At 66.3% G+C, this 19887-nt stretch carries 12 protein-coding genes; 9 read left to right on the plus strand and 3 right to left on the minus strand.

Annotation, left to right across the window (positions count from 1 at the left end; genetic code table 11):
- Positions 1–34: 34 nt before the first annotated feature.
- The 3 genes from KKR91_RS01860 to KKR91_RS01870 form a co-directional block, all read right to left on the minus strand.
- The gene (locus KKR91_RS01860; protein WP_210231382.1) at positions 35–4396 is read right to left on the minus strand and encodes an FtsK/SpoIIIE domain-containing protein; all 4362 of its coding nucleotides are present in this window, start codon (positions 4394–4396) and stop codon (positions 35–37) included.
- Positions 4397–4496: 100 nt separating this feature from the next.
- The gene (locus KKR91_RS01865; RefSeq protein ID WP_210231381.1) at positions 4497–5840 is read right to left on the minus strand and encodes a hypothetical protein; all 1344 of its coding nucleotides are present in this window, start codon (positions 5838–5840) and stop codon (positions 4497–4499) included.
- Entirely contained in the window at positions 5837–8731 is a 2895-nt protein-coding gene (locus KKR91_RS01870) for a hypothetical protein (RefSeq protein ID WP_210231380.1), read from the minus strand. Before KKR91_RS01870 ends, KKR91_RS01865 begins: the two co-directional genes overlap by 4 nt.
- Before the next feature lie 229 nt (positions 8732–8960).
- Here KKR91_RS01870 and KKR91_RS01875 point away from each other — a divergent pair, with 229 nt between their 5' ends.
- The 9 genes from KKR91_RS01875 to KKR91_RS01915 all read left to right on the plus strand — a co-directional run bounded on the left by KKR91_RS01875 (position 8961) and on the right by KKR91_RS01915 (position 19880).
- Positions 8961–9242: a pyrophosphorylase gene (locus tag KKR91_RS01875; RefSeq protein ID WP_210231379.1), complete on the plus strand. Its 282-nt coding sequence runs from the start codon at positions 8961–8963 to the stop codon at positions 9240–9242.
- A gap of 177 nt (positions 9243–9419) precedes the next feature.
- Positions 9420–15014 (plus strand): DUF6531 domain-containing protein, encoded by a 5595-nt coding sequence (locus tag KKR91_RS01880; RefSeq protein ID WP_210231378.1) that lies wholly within the window; start codon positions 9420–9422, stop codon positions 15012–15014.
- Positions 15015–15029: 15 nt separating this feature from the next.
- A complete protein-coding gene (locus KKR91_RS01885; RefSeq protein ID WP_237687449.1) occupies positions 15030–15818 on the plus strand; it encodes a hypothetical protein in 789 nt (262 codons plus the stop codon).
- Between the two features lie 34 nt (positions 15819–15852).
- Positions 15853–16233, plus strand: a complete 381-nt coding sequence (locus KKR91_RS01890) for a hypothetical protein (RefSeq protein ID WP_210231377.1) — start codon at positions 15853–15855, stop codon at positions 16231–16233.
- A 279-nt stretch (positions 16234–16512) separates the two neighbouring features.
- The gene (locus KKR91_RS01895) at positions 16513–17076 is read left to right on the plus strand and encodes a hypothetical protein (RefSeq protein WP_210231376.1); all 564 of its coding nucleotides are present in this window, start codon (positions 16513–16515) and stop codon (positions 17074–17076) included.
- Positions 17077–17527: 451 nt separating this feature from the next.
- Entirely contained in the window at positions 17528–17809 is a 282-nt protein-coding gene (locus KKR91_RS01900) for a pyrophosphorylase (protein ID WP_210231375.1), read from the plus strand.
- Positions 17810–17923: 114 nt separating this feature from the next.
- Positions 17924–18520, plus strand: coding sequence for a hypothetical protein (locus tag KKR91_RS01905; RefSeq protein WP_215057256.1), 597 nt, complete (start codon positions 17924–17926; stop codon positions 18518–18520).
- Positions 18498–19274: a hypothetical protein gene (locus KKR91_RS01910; protein WP_210231373.1), complete on the plus strand. Its 777-nt coding sequence runs from the start codon at positions 18498–18500 to the stop codon at positions 19272–19274. The genes KKR91_RS01905 and KKR91_RS01910 overlap by 23 nt, the downstream gene beginning before the upstream one ends.
- A gap of 192 nt (positions 19275–19466) precedes the next feature.
- Positions 19467–19880, plus strand: coding sequence for a hypothetical protein (locus KKR91_RS01915; protein WP_215057257.1), 414 nt, complete (start codon positions 19467–19469; stop codon positions 19878–19880).
- Positions 19881–19887: the final 7 nt, after the last annotated feature.

Raw genomic sequence — 19887 nt, forward strand, 5'->3', positions numbered from 1 at the left:
CTCCCTTGCCATCGTAGGTGCCCGACGCCGGGGATCAGGACTCGACGGCGCTGATCGACTGGATCAGCGACATCTGGCCGCCCACACCGATGTAACCGCGTCCGGTGGTGATCGCCACCGGTGCCTTCCGCGGCAGCGTCGCGCCGAGGAGGTCGCCGTCGTAATCCACATCCGGCTGCAGCAGCACACCCAGCCTGGATTTGCGCAGGGTCTTGGTCCAGTGGCTGTAGAGGCTGCGGAGATCCGCCGCCCGTCCGGCCGCAATGACGCACAAGCCGGGCTGCCCGGAGGACACCACTCCCGCCAGGGACTGATCGGCGTCGTCCATCCGCTCGGCGTCATCGACCAGCAGGAACACGGGGCCTCGCTCGAGCCGCAGCGAGGCCAGCATGGCCGGCACCTCGTCGGCGCCCACCGCCACGCGGTCCAGATCGGCTGAGGCAAGCGGCGAGCGGCGGTCGCAGATGCCCCACACCTGCGCCGGACCCTGGGCACTGGCCGCACCGCGCAGGGCCGTGGCCAGGGCCAGCAGCAGCGTGGACTTCCCCGAACGCGCCGGACCGGCGACCAGCACGTGTTCGCCCTCGTAGATTTCCAGGAACGCCGGAGCGAAGTCCGCTTCCCGCATGCCGACGGGGACGAGCCAGGGCTCGGCCGCCAGCCGGGGCTCCACGCCCAGTTCAGCCAGCGTGACGTCGGTGGGCAGGCGCCTGATCGCGGAGGTCTTCGCCGGGGCGTGCGCCCAGCTCTGGCGCACCTGCTCGACGGCGGCTTCCACGCCGACGGCGGGAGTGGCCACATGCATCTGGAGCTTGGTGCGCGGATCCACGCAGCGACCGGGCAGTTCGGCCGGAATCTGCTTGCCCCGGACGCCGAGGGAGGAGTAGTCGTACGTGTCGGCGAGCCGGAAGAGCCAGCGCTGCAGCGTCACCTCATTCATGGCGGTGGGTATGGCCTTGGCGCGGGTGGTGGAGACGGCGAAGGAGAGCCCGAGGGCCGGACCGTCCGCATACGCGCGGTAGAGCAGATCCAGCAGCTGCTGTCCTTCGAAGTCCTGGAACTCATCGCGCAGCGAGGCCAGGCCGTCCAGCAGCACCACGGTGCGGCGGTGGTTTCCGGGGTCCGCGCGTCGGCTCTCCAGCACGGTGTGCAGGTGGCGCAGGAAGCGGGCCTGCTGTTCCTTGGCGCCGGCCCCCGTTCCCACGTAGGCAACGGTGTGGGGCAGGCCTTCGAGGGCTTCAAGCCCGCGGGAGCCCATGTCCAGGACCATCAGGTCCAGGTCTGCCGGGTCGGTGTCCTTGGCCAGCGCCAACGCAATCGAGGTCAGCGCGGTGGTGGTGCCGGAGCCGGCCACGCCCATCAGCATCAGGTTTCCCACTGACATGTCCCAGCCCGCAGCGGATTGGCGCTGCAGCTCGGGTTCGTCCATCAGGGTCACCAGGACGGAGTCGCCGCGGACGCCGCCCACCGTGGGCAGGGACCGGGCTTCCTCCAGCGTCTGTGCAGCCAGGGTCGGTGCATCCAGGGCCTCGGCAGCAGCGGAGCCGACGACGGCGGCGAGGCCGGCGTCGTCGGGCACGGCCAGGAAACCGTCCAACTCCACCCGCTCGCCCAAGGCCTCGGGCCAGACCTGCCGCGGCGGGGCGTGCCCGGCTTCGGTGTTGGCTTCGACAATGGCCTCGATCAGCAGGTCCAGGTCGTTCTCGTCCGTGGCGGCCGAGCGCGGCATGGCCGGCGCGGGGACGGGGACGCCGAACTGGCGGATCTCGCGGACGTCGACGGCGGGGCCGCTGCCGAGCTGCGCGCGGCCGGTGACCAGGGCTGTCTGCACGGGCGTGATGTCGTCCTGGCCGAGCTTTACGTAGGCCCGGCCCATCTGGGCCCTGCCGATGGCCGAGGCAGCAGGGACGCCGATGACGTTGCTGGAATCCTCGCGGCTCTGCACACGCAGCGCCACCCGCAGGTTGGTGTTCGCGAGGATGTCTTCACTGACCACGCCGGCCGGACGCTGGGTTGCGAGGATCATGTGGACGCCGAGGGTTCGGCCCACCGCTCCCACGCTGACCAGGGCCTTGAGGACGTCGGGGAAGTCCTTGGCGAGCATGGCGAACTCGTCGATCACGAGGAGCAGCCGGGGCATGGGCTCGGCGGGGTTGGTGGCCAGATAGGCGTTGAGGTTGTCGATTCCCTCGCCGGCCTGGGCAAAGACCCGCTGGCGGCGCTCCATCTCCGCCTCCAGGGCCACAATGGCGCGGTCGGCCAGCTGCTCGTCCAGGTTGGAGATGGTGCCGATGGTGTGTGGAAGGCGCTCGCAGGCCTTGAAGGCTGCGCCGCCCTTGAAGTCGACGAGGATGAAGTTCAGCCGGGTGGGGTCGTTGCGCGCCGCTAGGCCGGCCACCAGCGAGCGGAGGAACTCCGATTTGCCCGAGCCTGTGGTGCCGCCGACCAGGCCGTGCGGGCCGTCCTTGACGAGGTCGAGGGTCAGGTCGCCATTCTCGCCGGTGCCGATCGGTGTGGAGACTCCCGTGTTCGCCTGCCAGAGGCGGCGGACGGTGGCAGGGTCCGGGCGTTCGTAGCCCAGCAGGGAGGGCAGCCGGACCAGGGAGGGCAGGGACGCGCCGGGCACGCTCAGTTCCGGATCGTCGAAGTGCGCCAGGCGCATCGCGCAGCGCAGGGCTTCCTCCTGGTCCAGGCCGGCCAGGATGACGTCCTCCACCCGGGTCAGGTCTTCGGGCTGCTCCACGGTGGCGGCGGCGTCGGTCCCCACCCGGATGATGGTGGTGCACGACGCCGGCAGTTGCTCTTCCGAGGTGGCGATGACGATGGCGGCGACCCGGGACGGGCGCTGCTGCGGGTTGATGTGGACGCCGGGAATGGAGCGGCCCATGCCGAGCAGTGCACGTGCCGGGGCGTCCCGGCCTTCGGTGAGCACTTCGGAGTCCAGGACCACCAGCATGGCCGGTGTGGGCAGTTCCTGGACCGTGTCCTTGAGTGTGCGCAGCATGGCCAGGCTCGTTTCCCGGTGCGCGGACATCCAGCGCTGGCCGGTGCTGCTGCCGGCCTGGCGCGTGTGCGGCAGCCAGGAGGCCCATTCCCATTCCTCGGCCCGCCCGGCGTCGCAGAAGACACCGATGGTCAGGTCCGCCGGACCCACATGGACTGCGGCCTGGGCCAGCAGGGACCGGGCCAGGGCGAGGGCTCCTTCGCGGGGGCCGACCATGCCCACCACCCCGGCGTCGGTCAGGTCCACCAGCACCGGTGCGGCCAGCAGCCGTGCGGAGGCCAGGGATTCCTTGACCTTCTCGTCCAGCCGGCTGCTTCCGGCCCGGTCCACTTCGGGCTTCCACGGGACGTCGCCGGTGCCGGCGTGCAGGGCCAGGAAGTCGTCCGCATCGGCGCGGCGCTGCCACAGCGAGGTGGCGGGCAGGGCCGGGCGGCGGACCACCGTCGCGGGATCCGGGATCATCCGGTGGCGGCGGGCGGTTTCGGCCTCGGCTGCCGCCCGGATCTGCTGCTCGAATTCTTCGATGGCGGCGCTGAAGCGTGCTTCTTCGTCCTTCAGGCCGCGGGTGTAGCGCCGTTTCTGTTCAAACCACATGCCCACGGCCATGACCGGGCTGAGCAGGGCGAACATGGCGAAGCGCATATCGCCCAGGACCGCCACCATGGCCCCGGCCATAACCAGCGGCGCCAGCACGGTGATGTAGCTGAACTTGCTGGCCGGCGGCACGTCCTTGGGGCTCGGCGGGATCAGGGAGTCGCCGGGAGGGGCGGTGCCGGGCCGCGGCGGCCGGTTGAAGGGTGCTGTGGCGGCCGGGGTGAGGTTGTGCAGGGTTCCGGGCGCCGGGGCCGGTATCTCGTCCAAGGAAGGACGCACCAGCAGCACCGTGCCGCCGGCCGTGATCGTGGCGGTGTCGCTGATCAGGACACCTTCTTCTCCGACCTTCTCGCCGTTCACCAGCGTGCCGTTGGTCGAGCCGCCGTCGAGCACCCGCAGCCCGTCTTCCTCGCGGCGCAGGCGGCAGTGGTCCCAGGACGCACTTTCGGCGGGAAGGGTGAGGTCGGCGTGCGGGGACCGGCCGATGAGCATCTCGCGCCCCTGCGGCACCTCGATGACGCTGCCGGCACGTTCGCCACCGGCCAGCGTCACGCTCCAGCCGCGCACGCGGAGCGGGGTCTGCCAGGGAGAGCGGGAGATCCGGGTGCCTTCCAAGAGCACCAGCTCCGAGACGGGGGTGGAACCACGCACTTCGGCTTGGTCCACGAACACGGTCTCATCCGGTGCCAGGCGCGGGCCGCCGGCGGTTTCCACCAGATCGGTCAACGTGGTGGCCGGAGCCGCGTGCGAAACGTCGCACTCAAAACGACGCTCGTCCAGATCGATCAGCAAACGCACCGTGGCGTACCTTCCGTGGTGAAGATGGCGGCCCGCCCCTTAGGGGGCGGGCCGGTGAGGATGGTTAGACGTTCCCCTAATTGGGGGGGATGCTGGCCGGTTAGGGGGTTGCCGGCGCAGCTACCCAAACCAGCCGTGGTGCTTTTTCGTCCGCCGGGCGCAGGCCAAGGTCCTGGTCCGATGCGTAGACGGGCATGGCCTTGGACGTCAGGGCCTCGGGGGTGGAGAAGTCCAGCGTGGAACCGGCAAGGCCTTCGCCGGCGCCAAGGGAGACGCTGCGCAGAGCCGTTGCGACCTTCGCCGGATCACCGTTGCCGGCCAGGGCTGCCGCCCGGACGAGCGCGACGACGGCGTCGTGGCTGGCTGCATCCGCGGCCCACGCGTCGGTGGACAACGGGGCATCACCGGTCAGGTTCTTGATCTGCGCGTCGCCGGAGGCCAGGCGCAGGGCGGAGAGGAACGCCGACATGCCGCGGCCCTGGGCGTCCTGCTGGAGGGCTGCGCCGTCCCCGCCGGCAGCTGCCACGCTGACCAGCTGTCCGGACGCGCTTCCATCGAGCTCAGCCAGTGCGGAGGCGAACGCCGGGGCGGTGGCGCCGTCGCTAAGAATCAGCGGAACCGACACATCGCGGGACTGCAGGGCCTGGACCAGCCGGGCCAGCCGCTGCGGTGTGGCAGCCGAGACAACCACGGCGTCGGCCGGATCGGAGACCCGCACGGATTCCGAGCCTGCGGGGGCATTCTCTGCCAACGGCAGCAGCTGGTCGCCGGTCCTGATGGCAGCCTCCTGCGCCAGGCCCGTCACGTCCTCGAAGTCCTGGAGATTCAGGGTCTGCGTGGCCTGGATGGAGGCGGGGATTGCACCGCCGTCGCTCACCAGCATCACTTTGCTCTTCCCTGCCAGCGAGGTTGCCAGGGCAGCGTCAACGGAAGCGGCCGACGGCGTGGTGGTCCAGATGGTCGGTCCGGGTTCTGCCGGGTCGGCGTAGGGCAGGATCACCGCGAGGCCACGCTCACCGGCGGCCTTCGCTGCGGCGCTGGCCTGCGGGCCGGTACTCGCCACGACGATGCCGGAAACTCCCTGATCGGCGAGTGCGGCGACGGCGGCACGTGCGCCGTCTTCCGTGCCGCGGTCGTTCTGGGTCCGGAGGTCGACGGCGGCGCCGCCCTGCGTGAAGCGCTCGGCTGCGACCACCGTGCCCTGGACTGCCCGGTTGTACTCGGAGCCGGGCTCGCCGGACTGGCCGAAGGTGAAGATCACGCCGATTTTGAAGTCCTTCGGCAGGCCCTCGGCGCTCAGTGCCACGGGAACCGTAGCGGCGACCGGATCCGGTTTGATGGCTTCCTTGGGACGGTTCAGCGTCATGGTCAGGACGATGGCCACGGCGACTACCACGGCCACCCCCAAGACAATCAGGGTTACGAGCCTGGTGCGGGTGTTCATTCGCCGCCGCCGATCTTCAGGGTGTACAGGGTCTGCGACGTTGCGCCGGCAGGCACCTCGAGGTGGAAGGCGGGCAGCTCGTTGATCGCGGCAAGGGATGCCTTGAACTGTGCCTGGCGCAGCAGGAGCCCTGCCACGTCCCGGGACCGGATGTTGCCGTAGCCTTCAGTGTTCTGGGCGGCCAGTGCCAGCTGGTAGTCGGCGGTGTCGGCCTTGGCGGCGCTGGTGGCCATGGAACCGAGCAGGCCGGAGCCGTTCACGGACCGGTCGCCCAGGTCCAGCATCACCTTGTTCAGGCTTGCGGCCAGGAGGGCGTTGGCACCGTCGACATCCTGGGTCGAGCCGGACGTGTTGGCCGCGATGGCTGCAAGCGAGGACTCCGTGCTCTCGGCCAGGGCTGCTGCCAGGGCGCCGCTTCGCTCGTTCAGCTCGCCGCGCTGCTTGTCTACGGTGCCCTTGGCGTCTACCACCACCTCGTCGGAGGTGGTTTTCAGGCCGGCGATGGACGTGTTGAACGCGGTGACGACGGACTCGGAGCTGTTGTTGCCGATATCGGAAACCTTGCGCACCTGCACGTCAATGGCCTCCTGGACCTTGTCTGCTGTCTCCTTCTCGATGTCGGCGAGCGAGGTTGAGATCCGCTCAGCGAGCATCTCCTGCTGCGTTTTCAGTCCGTCAAGGCTCACGCTGACCTGGCTGGAGGAGTCGATAGCAGCCTTGAGTGCGGCCTTCAGTTCAACCAGCTCGCGCTGAGTACCGGAGACTTCGGACGTCGCTGCCTCGTTGAGCGCCAGAACTGCCGCCTCGATCGCCTGCAGTTTGAGATCGCTGTCTTTGATTTTCCCGTCCAGCGTCGTAAAGGCCTGGCCGATCGCTGCGTCCGTGGCTGTGGTATCGGTGGCGGTGATGACCGAGTCCCAGGCGGTCAATTGGGCATCCAACCGGCGGTCTAGCGGAACCGGGAACCCGAATGGTCTGTCAAGCATCTCGGCCGGGCCGCCCTCTTCATCCGGGAGTTCATCCGCGCACGGAACGCCTGTCAAATATGAGCGAAGCTCCTCCACCTGCCTGCCGGAGAGCTTGCCAGGTTGGGGGGAGCCATTGTCGATCATCGCGCAAAGCTCGTCGGCGAGCTTCTGGTTCTGATCTTTCAGGGAGCCACTCAGCAGAGAACCCTTATCCACCTCGCTGCTGGCACCCTGCGCAGTTTCCTTGATACCGATCAGCTGCTGCCGCAGTCCGTCGATGCTTTCGCGGGCCGCCGCTGAGGCATCACCGGTCGCGTCGACGGTCTTTCTGCCTGCCGTAATCGCGTCTGTCACCGTCAAGAGGGCCGCATCGTAGCCGTCTGTAGTCTCGACGCCTTCCAGGATCTCCTCCACGGCGGTCTGCGCCGTCAACAGTTTCGCGGAAGAGGCGTTCTGGAGGTCTATAGCGCCACCTACCAACTCTGGCTGCAGGTTCTTCACGAGCTCCTCACCTTCGTCTACCAAACCCGCCAAAGCGCCGGCGATGATGAGCTCGGAGCCCTTGAGGGAACAGGTCATCGAGATGTCCGCCAAACCCTGTGCTGCCTCTGCTGCCTCGGCTTCGCAAACCTCCTCAGTGGGGGCCTCCGGACCGATAGCGACGGTGATCTGTCCGGCCACGAAGTCGCGGCAATCCTCACTAACCGTTGCATAAGCATCCAGCTGCGAAGCCATGGTCAGGACGTTGGAGTACACAGTGGCGCCCTGCTCGGGCTTGGCCACTGTGGCTTCGCAACCATCGCCGGTGATCTGTGCCGTCCGCGGCACAGCCGACGTATCACCCAGCATCGAATCCACAGCGGAAACAGTCTGCTGCAGCTGCGACATCGTGGTGGACTGCGTGGCGTTCGTTGCGCCTTCCAAATCGGCGCCGAGTGCAGTCAGCTGCTCCTTCAGAGAGGACATGGTCGCGGCCAGGGCCTCGGAATTGTCGCGGAGCTCCTCCGCTGTCCGGACGCCCAGGGTCTGCGACGCCTCCTGCAGGTTCTGGCGGATCTCGGTGATGGTGGATCCGGCCTTGATCAGCACGGTGTTGACGTCCGACACCAGGGAGATGGTGCGCTGCTGCAGTTCCATCTCGGAACCCGAGCCGGAGGAGAAAGCGCCGGCGACGACGCCGTCCGCGCTCATATCGGTATTGAGGCCCGGCTGGACAGCCATATCGAACGAGGGGGCCTGGAAGTCCTTGACATCAGCAACGAGGCGCAGCGTGGTGCTGGCACCGGAACGCGGCGGGGCCAGAACCGTGGCCCACTGCACCACGGTGGCGCCGTCTGCGGTGCTGCTCAGGACGCCGTTGGTGCCGCTGGCGCCGTCGGCGGAGCCCGGAGTGATGTCGTCGGCCCGGACACCGGGAAGCGTGGTCGACGCCGCGATCGTCAGCGGAGCACCGACGAGGGCGGTTTCGGAGCGGGACTGGCCTGCGGCGTCGTACTGAATCACCTGCGGCTTGACGGTGAGGTTCTCCAACGTCAGGTTGATCTCGACAGGCCCGGTGTGGCCCTGCAGATCGGTGAGGTCGGAGCCGGACTTCTCGCCGGCGCGGTACTGCAGGCTCACCCGCACCGGCAGCTCCCCCACCACCTCGGCGGCGTCGTATGTTGTGTCTTCTGCGGAGGAAGCGCCATCCGCAGCTACGGAGATAGTGGTGCCCTGAACCGTCTGGACTCCGGCGGCCGGGGAAAGACCCACATGCACGCTCTGGAGAAGTTTGACCGGGTTGGACACGGGCTCCGGCTCGGAATTCTGGGTGCAGGATGTCGTCGCGATCAACCCTGCGGTAATAAGGACGGCGCCCAGCCGTCGACCGGACGCAGACCGGCGTCCCGGGTTGTTCGTATTGGTCTTAGTTCGTCTGGGCATCGTGGATGAACCCCCTCATTCCGTTCGCTGTGCCTTGAGCATCATAAGGGGTAGTACTCATAAACCCGGTCAATCGCAATTTGATAACGTTTCGCCCGGGAAGTCGGCGGTCGCGTGAGCTGAGGGTGTTTTCTCTTGGTGGATTTACATAGGCGCTTTTTGGTAGCCTCTCCAGCGTCGCCGGCGCCCGCGCCCGGCAGGGAATCAGTTGTCAGTCAAGGGGGAATTTATGTCACGCGTGTTGTCCACCGAACAGGCCAAGTCTGCAATTGGGCAGGTGCAGTCGATCATTAACGGTGGTTTCACCGACCAGATCGCCGCGCTGGATGCGCAGGGGAAAATCTTGTCGGACCCGAATGTCTGGGACGGCCCACTGGCGGCGCAGTTCCGGGGTTCGACGTGGCCCGAAACCAAGGCTGCCCTGGACAAGGCCCGCGAAGAACTCGAACAGCTGCGCACACAGCTGCAGAAGATCTCGCAGGACATTTTCTCCGCAGGCGGAGGCGCCTGATCCCAAGCCTTTATTTTTTTATGCAGTTGCTCTTTCCAAAGGACGGGTAGCCGCACCACTCCGGGCGAGTGGGCGGCTGCCCGCCGTTGTTCCCACCGGGGTTGTTCCTGCCCGTGCGGGTACCTTTGGGTGTAGGCAGGTTTTCCATTCCCTTTTTGTATTCAGTGGGGGCTGATTATGACCAGTTTCGTTGAAGTGCCGTTGTTGCCGGAGGATGCCAGCGGGCGGTTTGATTACGCCGTGGCCACGGAAATGAAGGCCGCGTTCGAGAATGCTGCGGCACGGCTCGAGGTGCAATCTTCTTCGCGGTCCTTATATGTTTCCAAGGGCAGCGAGGACTTCAAGGGACGCTTCTCCGAGGTCTTCACCACGAACGCCGCCACCGCAGCAAAGGACTCAGCAGAGCTGACGACGGCGCTGCGGACCGTTGCCGGCTACGTGGGACAGATGGTCACCCTCGCACATGAGGAAGACGCCCGGCGCAGGGAAAACAACGAATGGGTCTGGCGGCACAACAACCGCAACTGGCTCGAACAGATCGGCGACTGGCTCGGCGGCGAGGAACCACGCCCCAACGCCGAGAGGGGCGCCGCTCCGTCGTTCCCCCAGACTGCTCCCGGCACAGGATCCAGGCAAAACCCGGCCCCCGGCGGCGGATACGGGGGCGGGACCTCCTCGGCGCGGCCGGAAAACCTGCGGACCTTCGCTGACGGCTCGCGCTCCCTGGACGACGGTCTAGCCGCCGCCCCGGGCGTCCTGCAGGGGCACCTGTCCTCGTTCGCCTCCCGATGCAACTGGGGCCAGATCGAGGCATCCGGCGTCGTCGGCGCCTACCGGGCCTACCTGGCGGCCAATGAGAACGACGCGAAATGGGCCACCACCATCGCCGATGCGTTTGCTGCCGCCGGGGGCGAGGGGGCCGTGTCGACCGTATCTGATGCCGCGCTGGCCGCTTCACTGGCAGCGGCAGGGGTGAGCGTGGGCCGGACCGCCCTGCAGATCGATCCGCCCACCGCTGCCGGTGCGCTGCCCACCACGGGCTACGCGAATGATCCGGTGAACACCGCGACCGGAAACTTCATCGAGCCTGAAACCGATCTGGGCTTCGCCGGAACGGCGTCGAACCTGGTGCTTTCCCGGATGTATAACTCGCTGGCCTCGGGCCTGGAAACTCCGGGTGTTTTCGGCCCCGGCTGGGCCTCCGTCCTGGATCAGCATCTGGTGCTCTCGGATGAGGGCTGCCGCTGGGTCGTTGCCGACGGCCGCGCCGTGGACTTCCCCCGCCAGGGTGAAGGCTGGGGCCGGGCGGTTGGGGAGAACTACTGGCTCACCCGCGAACCGGCCACTGCCGCTGTATTCACGGAGCTGGAATCGGCCCCCGAGGGCTCCGACGTCCTCGTCGTCCGGGATAACCAGGGATCCTGGTGGGCCTACAGCCTCGCCGGCACCTGGCTGGGCTCCGGGGGAGCGCCCGGCCGCACCGTCTCGGTGACCCGGGAAAGCACGCCCGACGGCGGCGCGGGCCTCGTGACCCGGTTCGCGCACGTGCGCGGCCGGTTCCTGGACATCGACTATGTGGACGGGCTCGCAGCGGTGATCCGGTCCGCGGACGGGCGACGGGTGGAGTACGGGTACGACGACGCCGGCCAGCTGATCACCGTCACCACCGAGAACGGAACCCGGACCTACCGGTGGAATGAGCAGGGCCTGATCGACGCCGTCTACTCCGCCGCCGGCGTCCTCGAAGCCGAAAACACCTACGACGAGCAGGGCAGGGTGATCCTGCAGCTCACCCAGCACGGCCGCCGCACCCGCTTCGCCTACCTGCCCGGCCGCGTCACCGCCGTCTCCGATGAGGACGGCACCCGCTCCAACTCCTGGATCGCCGACGCCAAAGGCCGCCTGGTCGGCGTGCTGGATTCCCATGACCAGCGCCAGTCCATGGCCTACGACAAACACGGAAACCTGGTCTCCTTCACTGAGCGCGACGGCGCCGTCACCGTCCACGCCTACGACGAGCGCGGCCGGAAAACCCGCACCGTCACCCCGGAAGGCGCAGACCTGACCTACGGCTGGGACGAACAGGACCGCATCACCACCCTGGTCACCGAATCCGGCTCCGTCGTCAGCTACGAGTACGCCGACCAGCTCACCCGCGACCCCTCGGTCATTGTGGATCCGCTGGGCGGGCGCACGGAACTGGTCTGGGATAACGGGCTCCTGACCCGCGTTACGGACCCGGCCGGCGTAACGGTCGAGTTCGACTACGACGGGTTCGGCGACCTGATCGCCACCCGCAACGCAGTCGGGGACACCGCCCGGATCCTCCGCGACGAGGCCGGCCGGCCCACGGCCACCGTCACCCCGTCCGGGGCCACCACCCGCTTCACTTACAACACCGCCGGCCTGCTCATTCGGCGCGAAGACGCCGACGGCGCGCTCTGGTCCTTCGAACACGACGCCGCGGGCCGGATCACCGCCTCCATCGCCCCGGACGGCGGCCGGACCGAACTGGAATACGCGGCCAACGGCGAACTGAGCCGCACCATCGACCCGCTGGGCCGCGCCATCGAGCGCGTTTTCGATGAACTCGGCAACATCACCGCCGCGGTGCTGCCCGACGGGGCCCGCTGGGGCTTTACCCATGACACGCTTTCCCGCCTGACCGGCATTACTGACCCGGCTGGGCACGACTGGATCCGCGAGTACGACAAGATCGGCAACCTGACCGCCGTCGTCGACCCCACCGGCGTCCGTGCCGACACCAGCACGGACCGCAGGGCCGGTACCGCCACCGTCGCTGACGCGTTCACCTCCTCGACCTTCAGTTTCGACGAATATGGCCGCCCCACCCGGGTCGAGGAAGCGGACGGCTCCTCGGAGCTGGTCACCTATGACGCCGCCGGGAACCCGGTGGAACTGCTCGACGGCGACGGCGGGCTGACCCGCCTGGAACGGCACCTGTCCGGGAAAGTCACCTCCATCACCTCACCCTCCGGCGCGGTCACCCGGTATGAATACGACCTCTGTGGCCGGCCGTGGAAAACCATGGACGCCCTCGGCGCGGTCACGGAACTGGTCTACGACGCCGATCAGCGGATTACCGCACGGATTCTGCCCACCGGCGAGGTGGAGACGTTCGAATACGACCCCTGCGGCCGGCTGGTCCTGCGCCTCACTCCCGGCAACGGGACGGCCCGTTACGGATACGACAAGGCCGGCCGGCTGAACTTCTCCCAGGACTCCTGGTACGGGACCCGCCGGTTCAAATACAACACCGCCGGAGAACTCACCGAGTCCCTTAACGGCGTCGGCGGTCGCACCCGGTTCGAGTACGACCTCCGCGGCCGGCTGATCCGGATCACCGATCCGCTCGGCGGCATCACCACCCGCACCTACACCGCCACCGACAAAGTGGAATCCGTCACCGACCCGCTGGACCGGGTCACCACCGCGACCTATGACCCGGCGGGACGGCAGCTGTCCCAAACCGATCCGGACGGCAACACCACCACCTGGACCTACGACGCGGCAGGCCGGGAAGAGAGCACCTCCCACAACGGGAAACTGCTTGCCACAGCCCGCCGCGACCCCCTGACCCGGCGCGTCGTCATCGCCGATCACACCGGCGGCGACGGGCTGACGGTGGAGCACGAACTCGGCTTCAACCGGCGCGGTCAACTCACCTCCCGCACCCGCGGGGCCCAGGGACTGTCCTGGAGCTATGACGCGGACGGAAACCGGACCGGCTTCACCGATGCCCACGGAACCACCACCACTTACACGCGCGACGCCGTCGGCCGGCTGAAAAGCGTGGCCAACCCTCTGCTGGGCGAGGCGGCGTTCACGCACGACGCATCCGGCCGCCTGGCCACCGCCACCGCCGGGGATCTGGTGCAGGAATGGTCCTACCGCGACGGGTACCTGGCCGAACACATCCGCACCAACCGCTCAGACCCGGACGCCACCGACATCACCCTGATCGGCCGGGACGACGACGGCCGGATCCTGGGCCTGACCCGTGCCGGTGCGGTGACCCGCTACGCCTATGACGGGGCCGGACAGCTGGCCGCCGCCTCCACCAGGAGCGGCACCACCGGCCCGGGGCAGGCCTCGGTTTCGGAATGGCATTACGACGCCGGCGGGCGGCTGGTCCGCGAAGTCACACCGGAGGGGCACCGGACGTACGGGTATGACGCCGCCGGGCAGCTGATCGCTGTCACCGACCCGGACGGATTCCGGACCGAGTTTGTCTATGACGGGCTCGGACGGCGCACCCGCCTGATCCGCCCGGAGGGGACCTGGACCGAATACGCCTGGGGCGAGACCGGATACCTGCAGGGAACCGTGGACCGGACCTGGGACGGGGTGGAGGCCTCCCGGCACCGGCTTTGGGTAGATGCCCTGGGGGAGCTGTCAGCCGTCGACGGCGCTCCGCTGTGGTGGGACACCGCCAGCCCGTTCCCCGCTCTGGCCGGCCTTGCCAGTGAGCAGGTCCTGTCCCTGCCCGGCGGCGTCACGGGCATCGGGGACGCCTGGACGGTACCGGGCTGGCGGGCCGCCCGCCCCACGGATGCGACCGATCCGTGGGCCGCCATCGGAGCCACCGTGATTCCTGCGCCGGGCAGCTCCGCGGCCGCCGTTCATGCTGCGCCGGGAATGGGCGCGGTGTCCGGCGCGGCCGGAGCGCTGGCCGACATCAGCCTGACGGGCAACGGCGGGCTGGACATTGCCGGACTGGAGTGGCTGGGCGCGCGTGCGTATGATCCGGCGACCCGTGGTTTCCTCTCCACCGACCCTCTGACGCCGGTCCTGGGTGCGGGCTGGGACGGCAACCCGTACTCCTATGCGGGCAACAACCCGTTGAACGCCACCGACCCCACGGGCCTTAGCCCGCTGACCGATGAGGAGCTGCAGGGCTACGACAAATCTGCCGGGAGCCACTGGGAGACGGTGCTGGGGGCCGTCGCCGTGGCCGGCGCGGTCGGGGCGATGTTTGTCCCCGGGCTCAACCTCATTGCCGCGGGAGCCATCGCAGGGACCTTGGCCTCGGGCGGCATCTCGATGATCTCCCAGGATTTGCAGAGCGGTTCCGTCGATTGGTGGTCGGTATTGGGCAATGCGGCCGTCGGCGGAATCACGGGTGCTGCCGGTGGTGGGGCAATGCTTTGGGGCAAGGGTCTTGTGTCAGCAGCGCCCGGGCAGGCCGCGGCAGCCTTCAGGACCGCAGCCGGCGTCGGAGGCACCCTCGGCTCCGGAGCAGGAGGGATCACCTATCTGGCGAAAAATGACTGGCAGATCAAGAACGGCTGGCACTTTGCCGGATCTATTGTGGGTGGTGGATTCGCCGGTGCTGTCGGAGCACTTGCGGTGCCGGCAGGCGGATCGCTGGCCATGGCCTTTGGCAGCAAATCCACCGGTGTCCTGGCGTCGACCATGACTGCCGGCATCGGCGGACTGGGGTCCGGCGGGGGCGCCGCGTTGGACGGTGCAGTCTCCGGCAAACCTGTCGATCTGGTCAACATTGCTACCAGCGCCGGCTTTGGCACCGTCACCACGGCCATGCCGATTAACAAACTTCCGGTTGTGGGCGGCTTCTTCGAGCAAACGGGCGTCAATACCCTTAAGCAGATGCCGTATTTCGCCCCCCAAACCCTGTCTGGGGCGTTCAACCTCACCCAGCCCAATACCCTTGGTATGTGGAGCTGCGTCACCGGAGGTCTCGCCGTGGTCGGTGGCGGTGACGCGGTCAGATACATGATGGGCTGGTAACTATGAGCAGGATTGATGAACAACACACCTAAGCGATCCAAGTCCAAGCAGGAATCAGGGCTGGGTTACCTTGTCCTGGGCGGCGCCATTCTCTGCGGCACCATTGCCATGGTGTTCCTCGGGCGGCTTGAAGTCACATCGCTCGCATTGGCGGCCCTGGCGGCCGGGACAGTCCTGGGCGTCTGGCTGTTCCGGTTCGGAGCGCGCCATGCCTGGATGACCCTGGTGTGCTTGGTTGGAGCTCTGGTGGTGTGTGTCATCCTGCTGGCCAATGTGGAGGCCTTCGGGTCTGCGGGAGTGGCGTGGATGGGCGCGCTTGTCGGCGGATCGAATATCGGCGTCGCCTGGCGGACAGCGGCGCAGCGCCGAAAGGCGCCCGTCAAGAAGGCGGCATGGCAGGTCGACGGGCGTGGTTTCGGCGCTGTTGCCGAGGCCCGCTTGGCGGCGGGTACGGCGCTGCGTGCCCTGGACGGCAAGTCCCGGTGCCGTCTGGCAGTTGCCCGGGGCCCGGCTCGCCTGGAGGTGGCCGGCGGCCCCGAGACAGGGTTCGTGTGCCATCGCAGCAGGGATGCGGCCGACGAGCGCTCGTGGGCGGTGCTGACGCGTCAAGAACAGCTGCGGGACGAGACGGTAGAAGTCCCCATGGGAAAGATCGTGGGCCACATACCGGTGAAGCTGGTGCACGATTTTGACTCCGCGTCAGCAGCCTTGGGTGACTTCCTTAGGAACCCGGGGGCTGCGGAGCTGGGGCCGGAATGGGTCACCGGCGTCGAAGCAGAAGGCACGCGCTTGGCCGTGAAGTAGCTGCCACGTGAAGTAGCCGCCAAAGAGGTAGGGAATGACTAAGATGCACAGCCTGTCCCAGCGCCGGAACTTTGTTCGGTACGCAGCAATTCCGCTGGGGATTGCCATCGTTTTCTCGGTCGCACTGTTTTTCACTGTTTTCCTCAGCGCGGAGGGCGCATCCGGCGGAGAGACGGTGGTTTTGATCCTGGCCGGCCTGCTGGGCGGCAGCCTGCTCCGGGGCTTGGTCCGTGAAAACCTGGTCACGGTCCTCCTGCTCCTTCTCGTCATAGCGGAGTGCGCTTTGGTTTCCCGGTTGCTTCCCGCCCCATGGTCTGGCCTGTCGGCGGTCCTCATTCCGGCCAACGCCATTGGCGTGATGATCGGCAGCGTCACCCGGCAGGGCCTCCGCATTAGCAAGCCGGTGCCCTCCTGATGTCTGGCTCATCAGCAGTACTGAGGAGGTTGTGTGAGGCAAGTGGGTCCTAAAGTCCGCTGCGGCCGAGCTCGCAAGAACACCGCCTGGCTCCGCAATGTAGCGCCGTTCGCATGGCCGCGGATAACGCTCGTTGCCCTGGCCGTAGTGGTGCTTCTGGTCAGCATGTCGATCGCTGTTGGGGGGCCTCCGCCGGGCCAAGCCTGGATTCTGCTTGCCGCAGGGCTGGTCGGCGGTACCGCTGCGACGGGATTTCTTCCGTCCGGCAGGGGACTGGCAGTGCTCGCTGTACTGGTCGTGGCGGAGTACGTCCTCCTTGGCCAGGCCCCCGAACCCTGGTCCTCGCTATCGGCGCTTCTGATCCCGGCCAACGGTGCCGGCGCTATCCTGGGCCAGGTCGTTGGCGAGGCGCGGGCCGCGAAGCGGCGGCCGGCGATCGTGGATGCCTGGGTTATCAACGGCAACGAGCAGAAAAAGACAGACCGGGCCACAGCCTCCGCGATCGAGGACCTGGCGGGGTGGGACAGCGCAACAACGGGCAGGTTTGTCGTTGGCCGCAACGGCGGGCTCTTTGAGGCGGTCGGAAGCGCGGCGACGGGATTCATCGTGCACTGCACCGCCGACTACCACGACGACGGCGCGTGGCGAGTGCTCGGCAGCCTTACGAGCCGGGACGAGACCGAGATCCGGATGCCCTTCGGCCCGGTCCTGGTACCCATGGGCGTTGTCTCCGATCTGCAAACCACTAACAGGGCGCTGCTCCGCTTTTTCCACTATCGCGGGCCTGACCCAGACCTTCATTGGACCTCAGGTGAGCAGGTCTTGGACCTAAAATTCGGCTGACCTTTCGCCGGGTGACGGGTTTATGGAGAGGGGCGGCAAGGGACGCTGCGCAACGGACCCGCAACCACAGGAGTGCATGCCGCAGCGGCGGCCGACCTGATTGGCCGGTTGGCTCGCGCGGGCGGATCGCCAGCGATGCACCGTCGGAGTGAGCCAAGAGAGAATTCCCGGTACAGGAAGCGGCTGCGACGAAACTAAATTGTCCGGTCCCCTGAGTTGTTTTCGATGGCAAAACCACTGAGAGGTTACGGGGCTTTTTCACTGTCGCGATCTCCCCAACCGCAATTGAACCTCCATGGAGCAGACGCCGGACCTTAGGGGGTCGGTGAATCCCCAGCGTTTTTAGCCTGTTGTTGGATTTTTGGATCGACATTGGTAGCCTCTCGATCGTCCGCTATCCGTAAGTGCTACATTCAACGGAGAAACAGCAGTCTCAATTGGGGGAATTCTTATGTCGCGTGTGTTGTCTACCGAGCAGGCCAAGTCTGCGATCCAGCAGGTGCAGTCCATTGTCAACGGTGGTTTCACCGACCAGATCTCAGCGCTTGATGCGCAGGGCAAGCTCTTGTCGGATCCGAACGTCTGGGATGGCCCGCTGGCTGCGCAGTTCCGGGGTTCAACATGGCCCGAAACAAAGGCTGCCCTGGATAAGGCCCGGGAAGAACTGGAACAGCTGCGCACGCAGCTGGAGAAGATCTCCCAGAACATTTTCTCCGCCGGTGGCGGCGCCTGATCCGCTTTTCTGTTTAGTTGTTCTGCGAAATAGCCGGGTAGCCGCACCGCTCTGGTGAGCGGGCGGCTACCCGGTCAATACGAGGTATTCGGACCGGGGATTCCGGCCCGGTCTTTGGTATTCCGGCCCGGTCTTTGGTATTCCGGCCTGGTTGCGGGGCCATATTTCCTGCTGTTGCTTGTCCTGGTGGCTCTTTCCTGGGCGGGGCGCGGTGTTGTTGATCTGTTCTTCTTTTCCAGTTCTTGTTCAGTGGGGGCCCTGACTATGGATAATTTAGTCGAAATGCGGTTGTTGCCGGAGTCGGATAGCGGTTACGGTGGCGGACCGTTCAAATACAGCGTGGCCGATGACTTGGTCATGACTCTCGATTCCGAGGCATCCAGGCTTTATAGTTTCTCCTCCTCAAGGACGAAGCTGGTGGATGCGGCTAAAGCCGACTTCGAAGGACGTTTTTCTGAGATTTTCGCGACTAACGCCATTATCGCGGCCAAGGGCGTGGGAGACCTTGCGGGGGCGCTGCAGACCGCGGCGGGGCTGGTGCGGGACTTGATTTCGCTGGCCCGAGAAGAAGACCGCCGGCGCCGGGAGAACAATGAGTATGTCCGGGAATACTTGGACCGCAATGGGTGGGAGCAGTTCAAGGACTGGTGGACTGGGGGGGAAGACCGGCCAAACATGGAGCCAATTGATGAAGGGTTCATTGAGAATTAAGCCCGCCGCGCAAGAAGCGCTGGCGATGCTGGGGGTCGCAGCGATCTCAGGGGCTGTCATTTTTTGGGTTATCTATTCAGAACTTGACGGTTCCCATGGGATAGAAATCGCTGCGTTAATGCTCGCCGGTATCCTGGGGGGAGGCCTGATCAGGGGTTTTGTGCGCGAAAAGAGAGTGACCCTTGTTTTCGTCATTCTCGTCGCAGCAGAGGTCGTTCTGCTTTCCCAAGCTCCCCAGCCTTGGTCCGGAATGTGGCTTCTGCTCGTTCCAAGCAATGGCATGGGCCTAATGGTGGGCACTGCAGCCCATCGGCTAATCCTCGCGAGCAAGCCCAAGCCCCGTGACGTTTGGAATCTCAACGGCGTTGAGATTCCAAGTACGGCCATCGCCAAAGAAAAGTCTGTTTCTGCGCTGTATTCATGGGATGAGGGGGACTCGGGTCGGTTCTACGTGCAGCGCAACGGTGGTGTGTTTGAGGCGGTGGGAAATCCGGTGACGGGTTTCATTGTGCACTGCACGCCCAATTCCGAGGATGAGGGAGAGTGGAGGATCCTTGGTGCGGACGATGCGAATGTAGTCGAGATTCGGTTGTTGTCCGGTCCTGCGTATGCGCCTAAGGGGATTCTCACCGATCTGGAAGGCACTCGAAAGGCCTTGCTGGGCTTCTTCCACCATCGCGGTCCGGATCCGGAGCTTCCGTGGACGTCGGGTGAGGATGTGCGTACCTACAGGTTCAGCCAGTCGAGTCACTAAAAACTGGGATCCCGTGTAAGTGCAATCGACGGACCCTTCCCATAATGCCGGTGCTAATGTGTGATTCTCCAGTGGGGTTTTTCGAAATCCATTCTGGTTGAGGGCGGCGTGCCTTCCGGGTAAACGTGTGATGTGGCCCGTCTGGGAAAGCAGAACTTTAGCTTCCTTGGGAAGAGCAGGAGTAAAAACAAGATGAGCCACAGCGAGCAATCGTCCGGGAGGCGCGTACGTGTATTGGAGGGGCGCTCGGACGCGGAGCGGCGATCCCTGAAAAAGGCTGTCCTCGTGCGTGATTTCTACTATGCGGTTGCCCTATTGATGTGCATCGGACTTGCGGTCTATGTCTTCCAGAACGTGCCGTTGGATACGGTGTTGCCGGGCAGCGGAAGGCGTGGCAGCAACGGCAACCCGGCGCCTTATGTCATGTGCATGCCCCCGATAGTTGCCGTGTTGATCTGGCGGGTGTTTAGGCGACGCCCACTCCGCCAAGGAAAGAATGCCCTCGTCCGACGGTATGTCCTCGCCGGCGTAATTCCGGTGCTGATGGTTGTCGGTCAGGCAGGGGTAGCCCATTCCCTGTTTGAAGCAGCGGGACTGACCGGATAGGCGCCAC

Source organism: Arthrobacter jiangjiafuii, assembly GCF_018622995.1.
GTDB classification, from domain to species: Bacteria; Actinomycetota; Actinomycetes; order Actinomycetales; family Micrococcaceae; genus Arthrobacter_B; species Arthrobacter_B jiangjiafuii.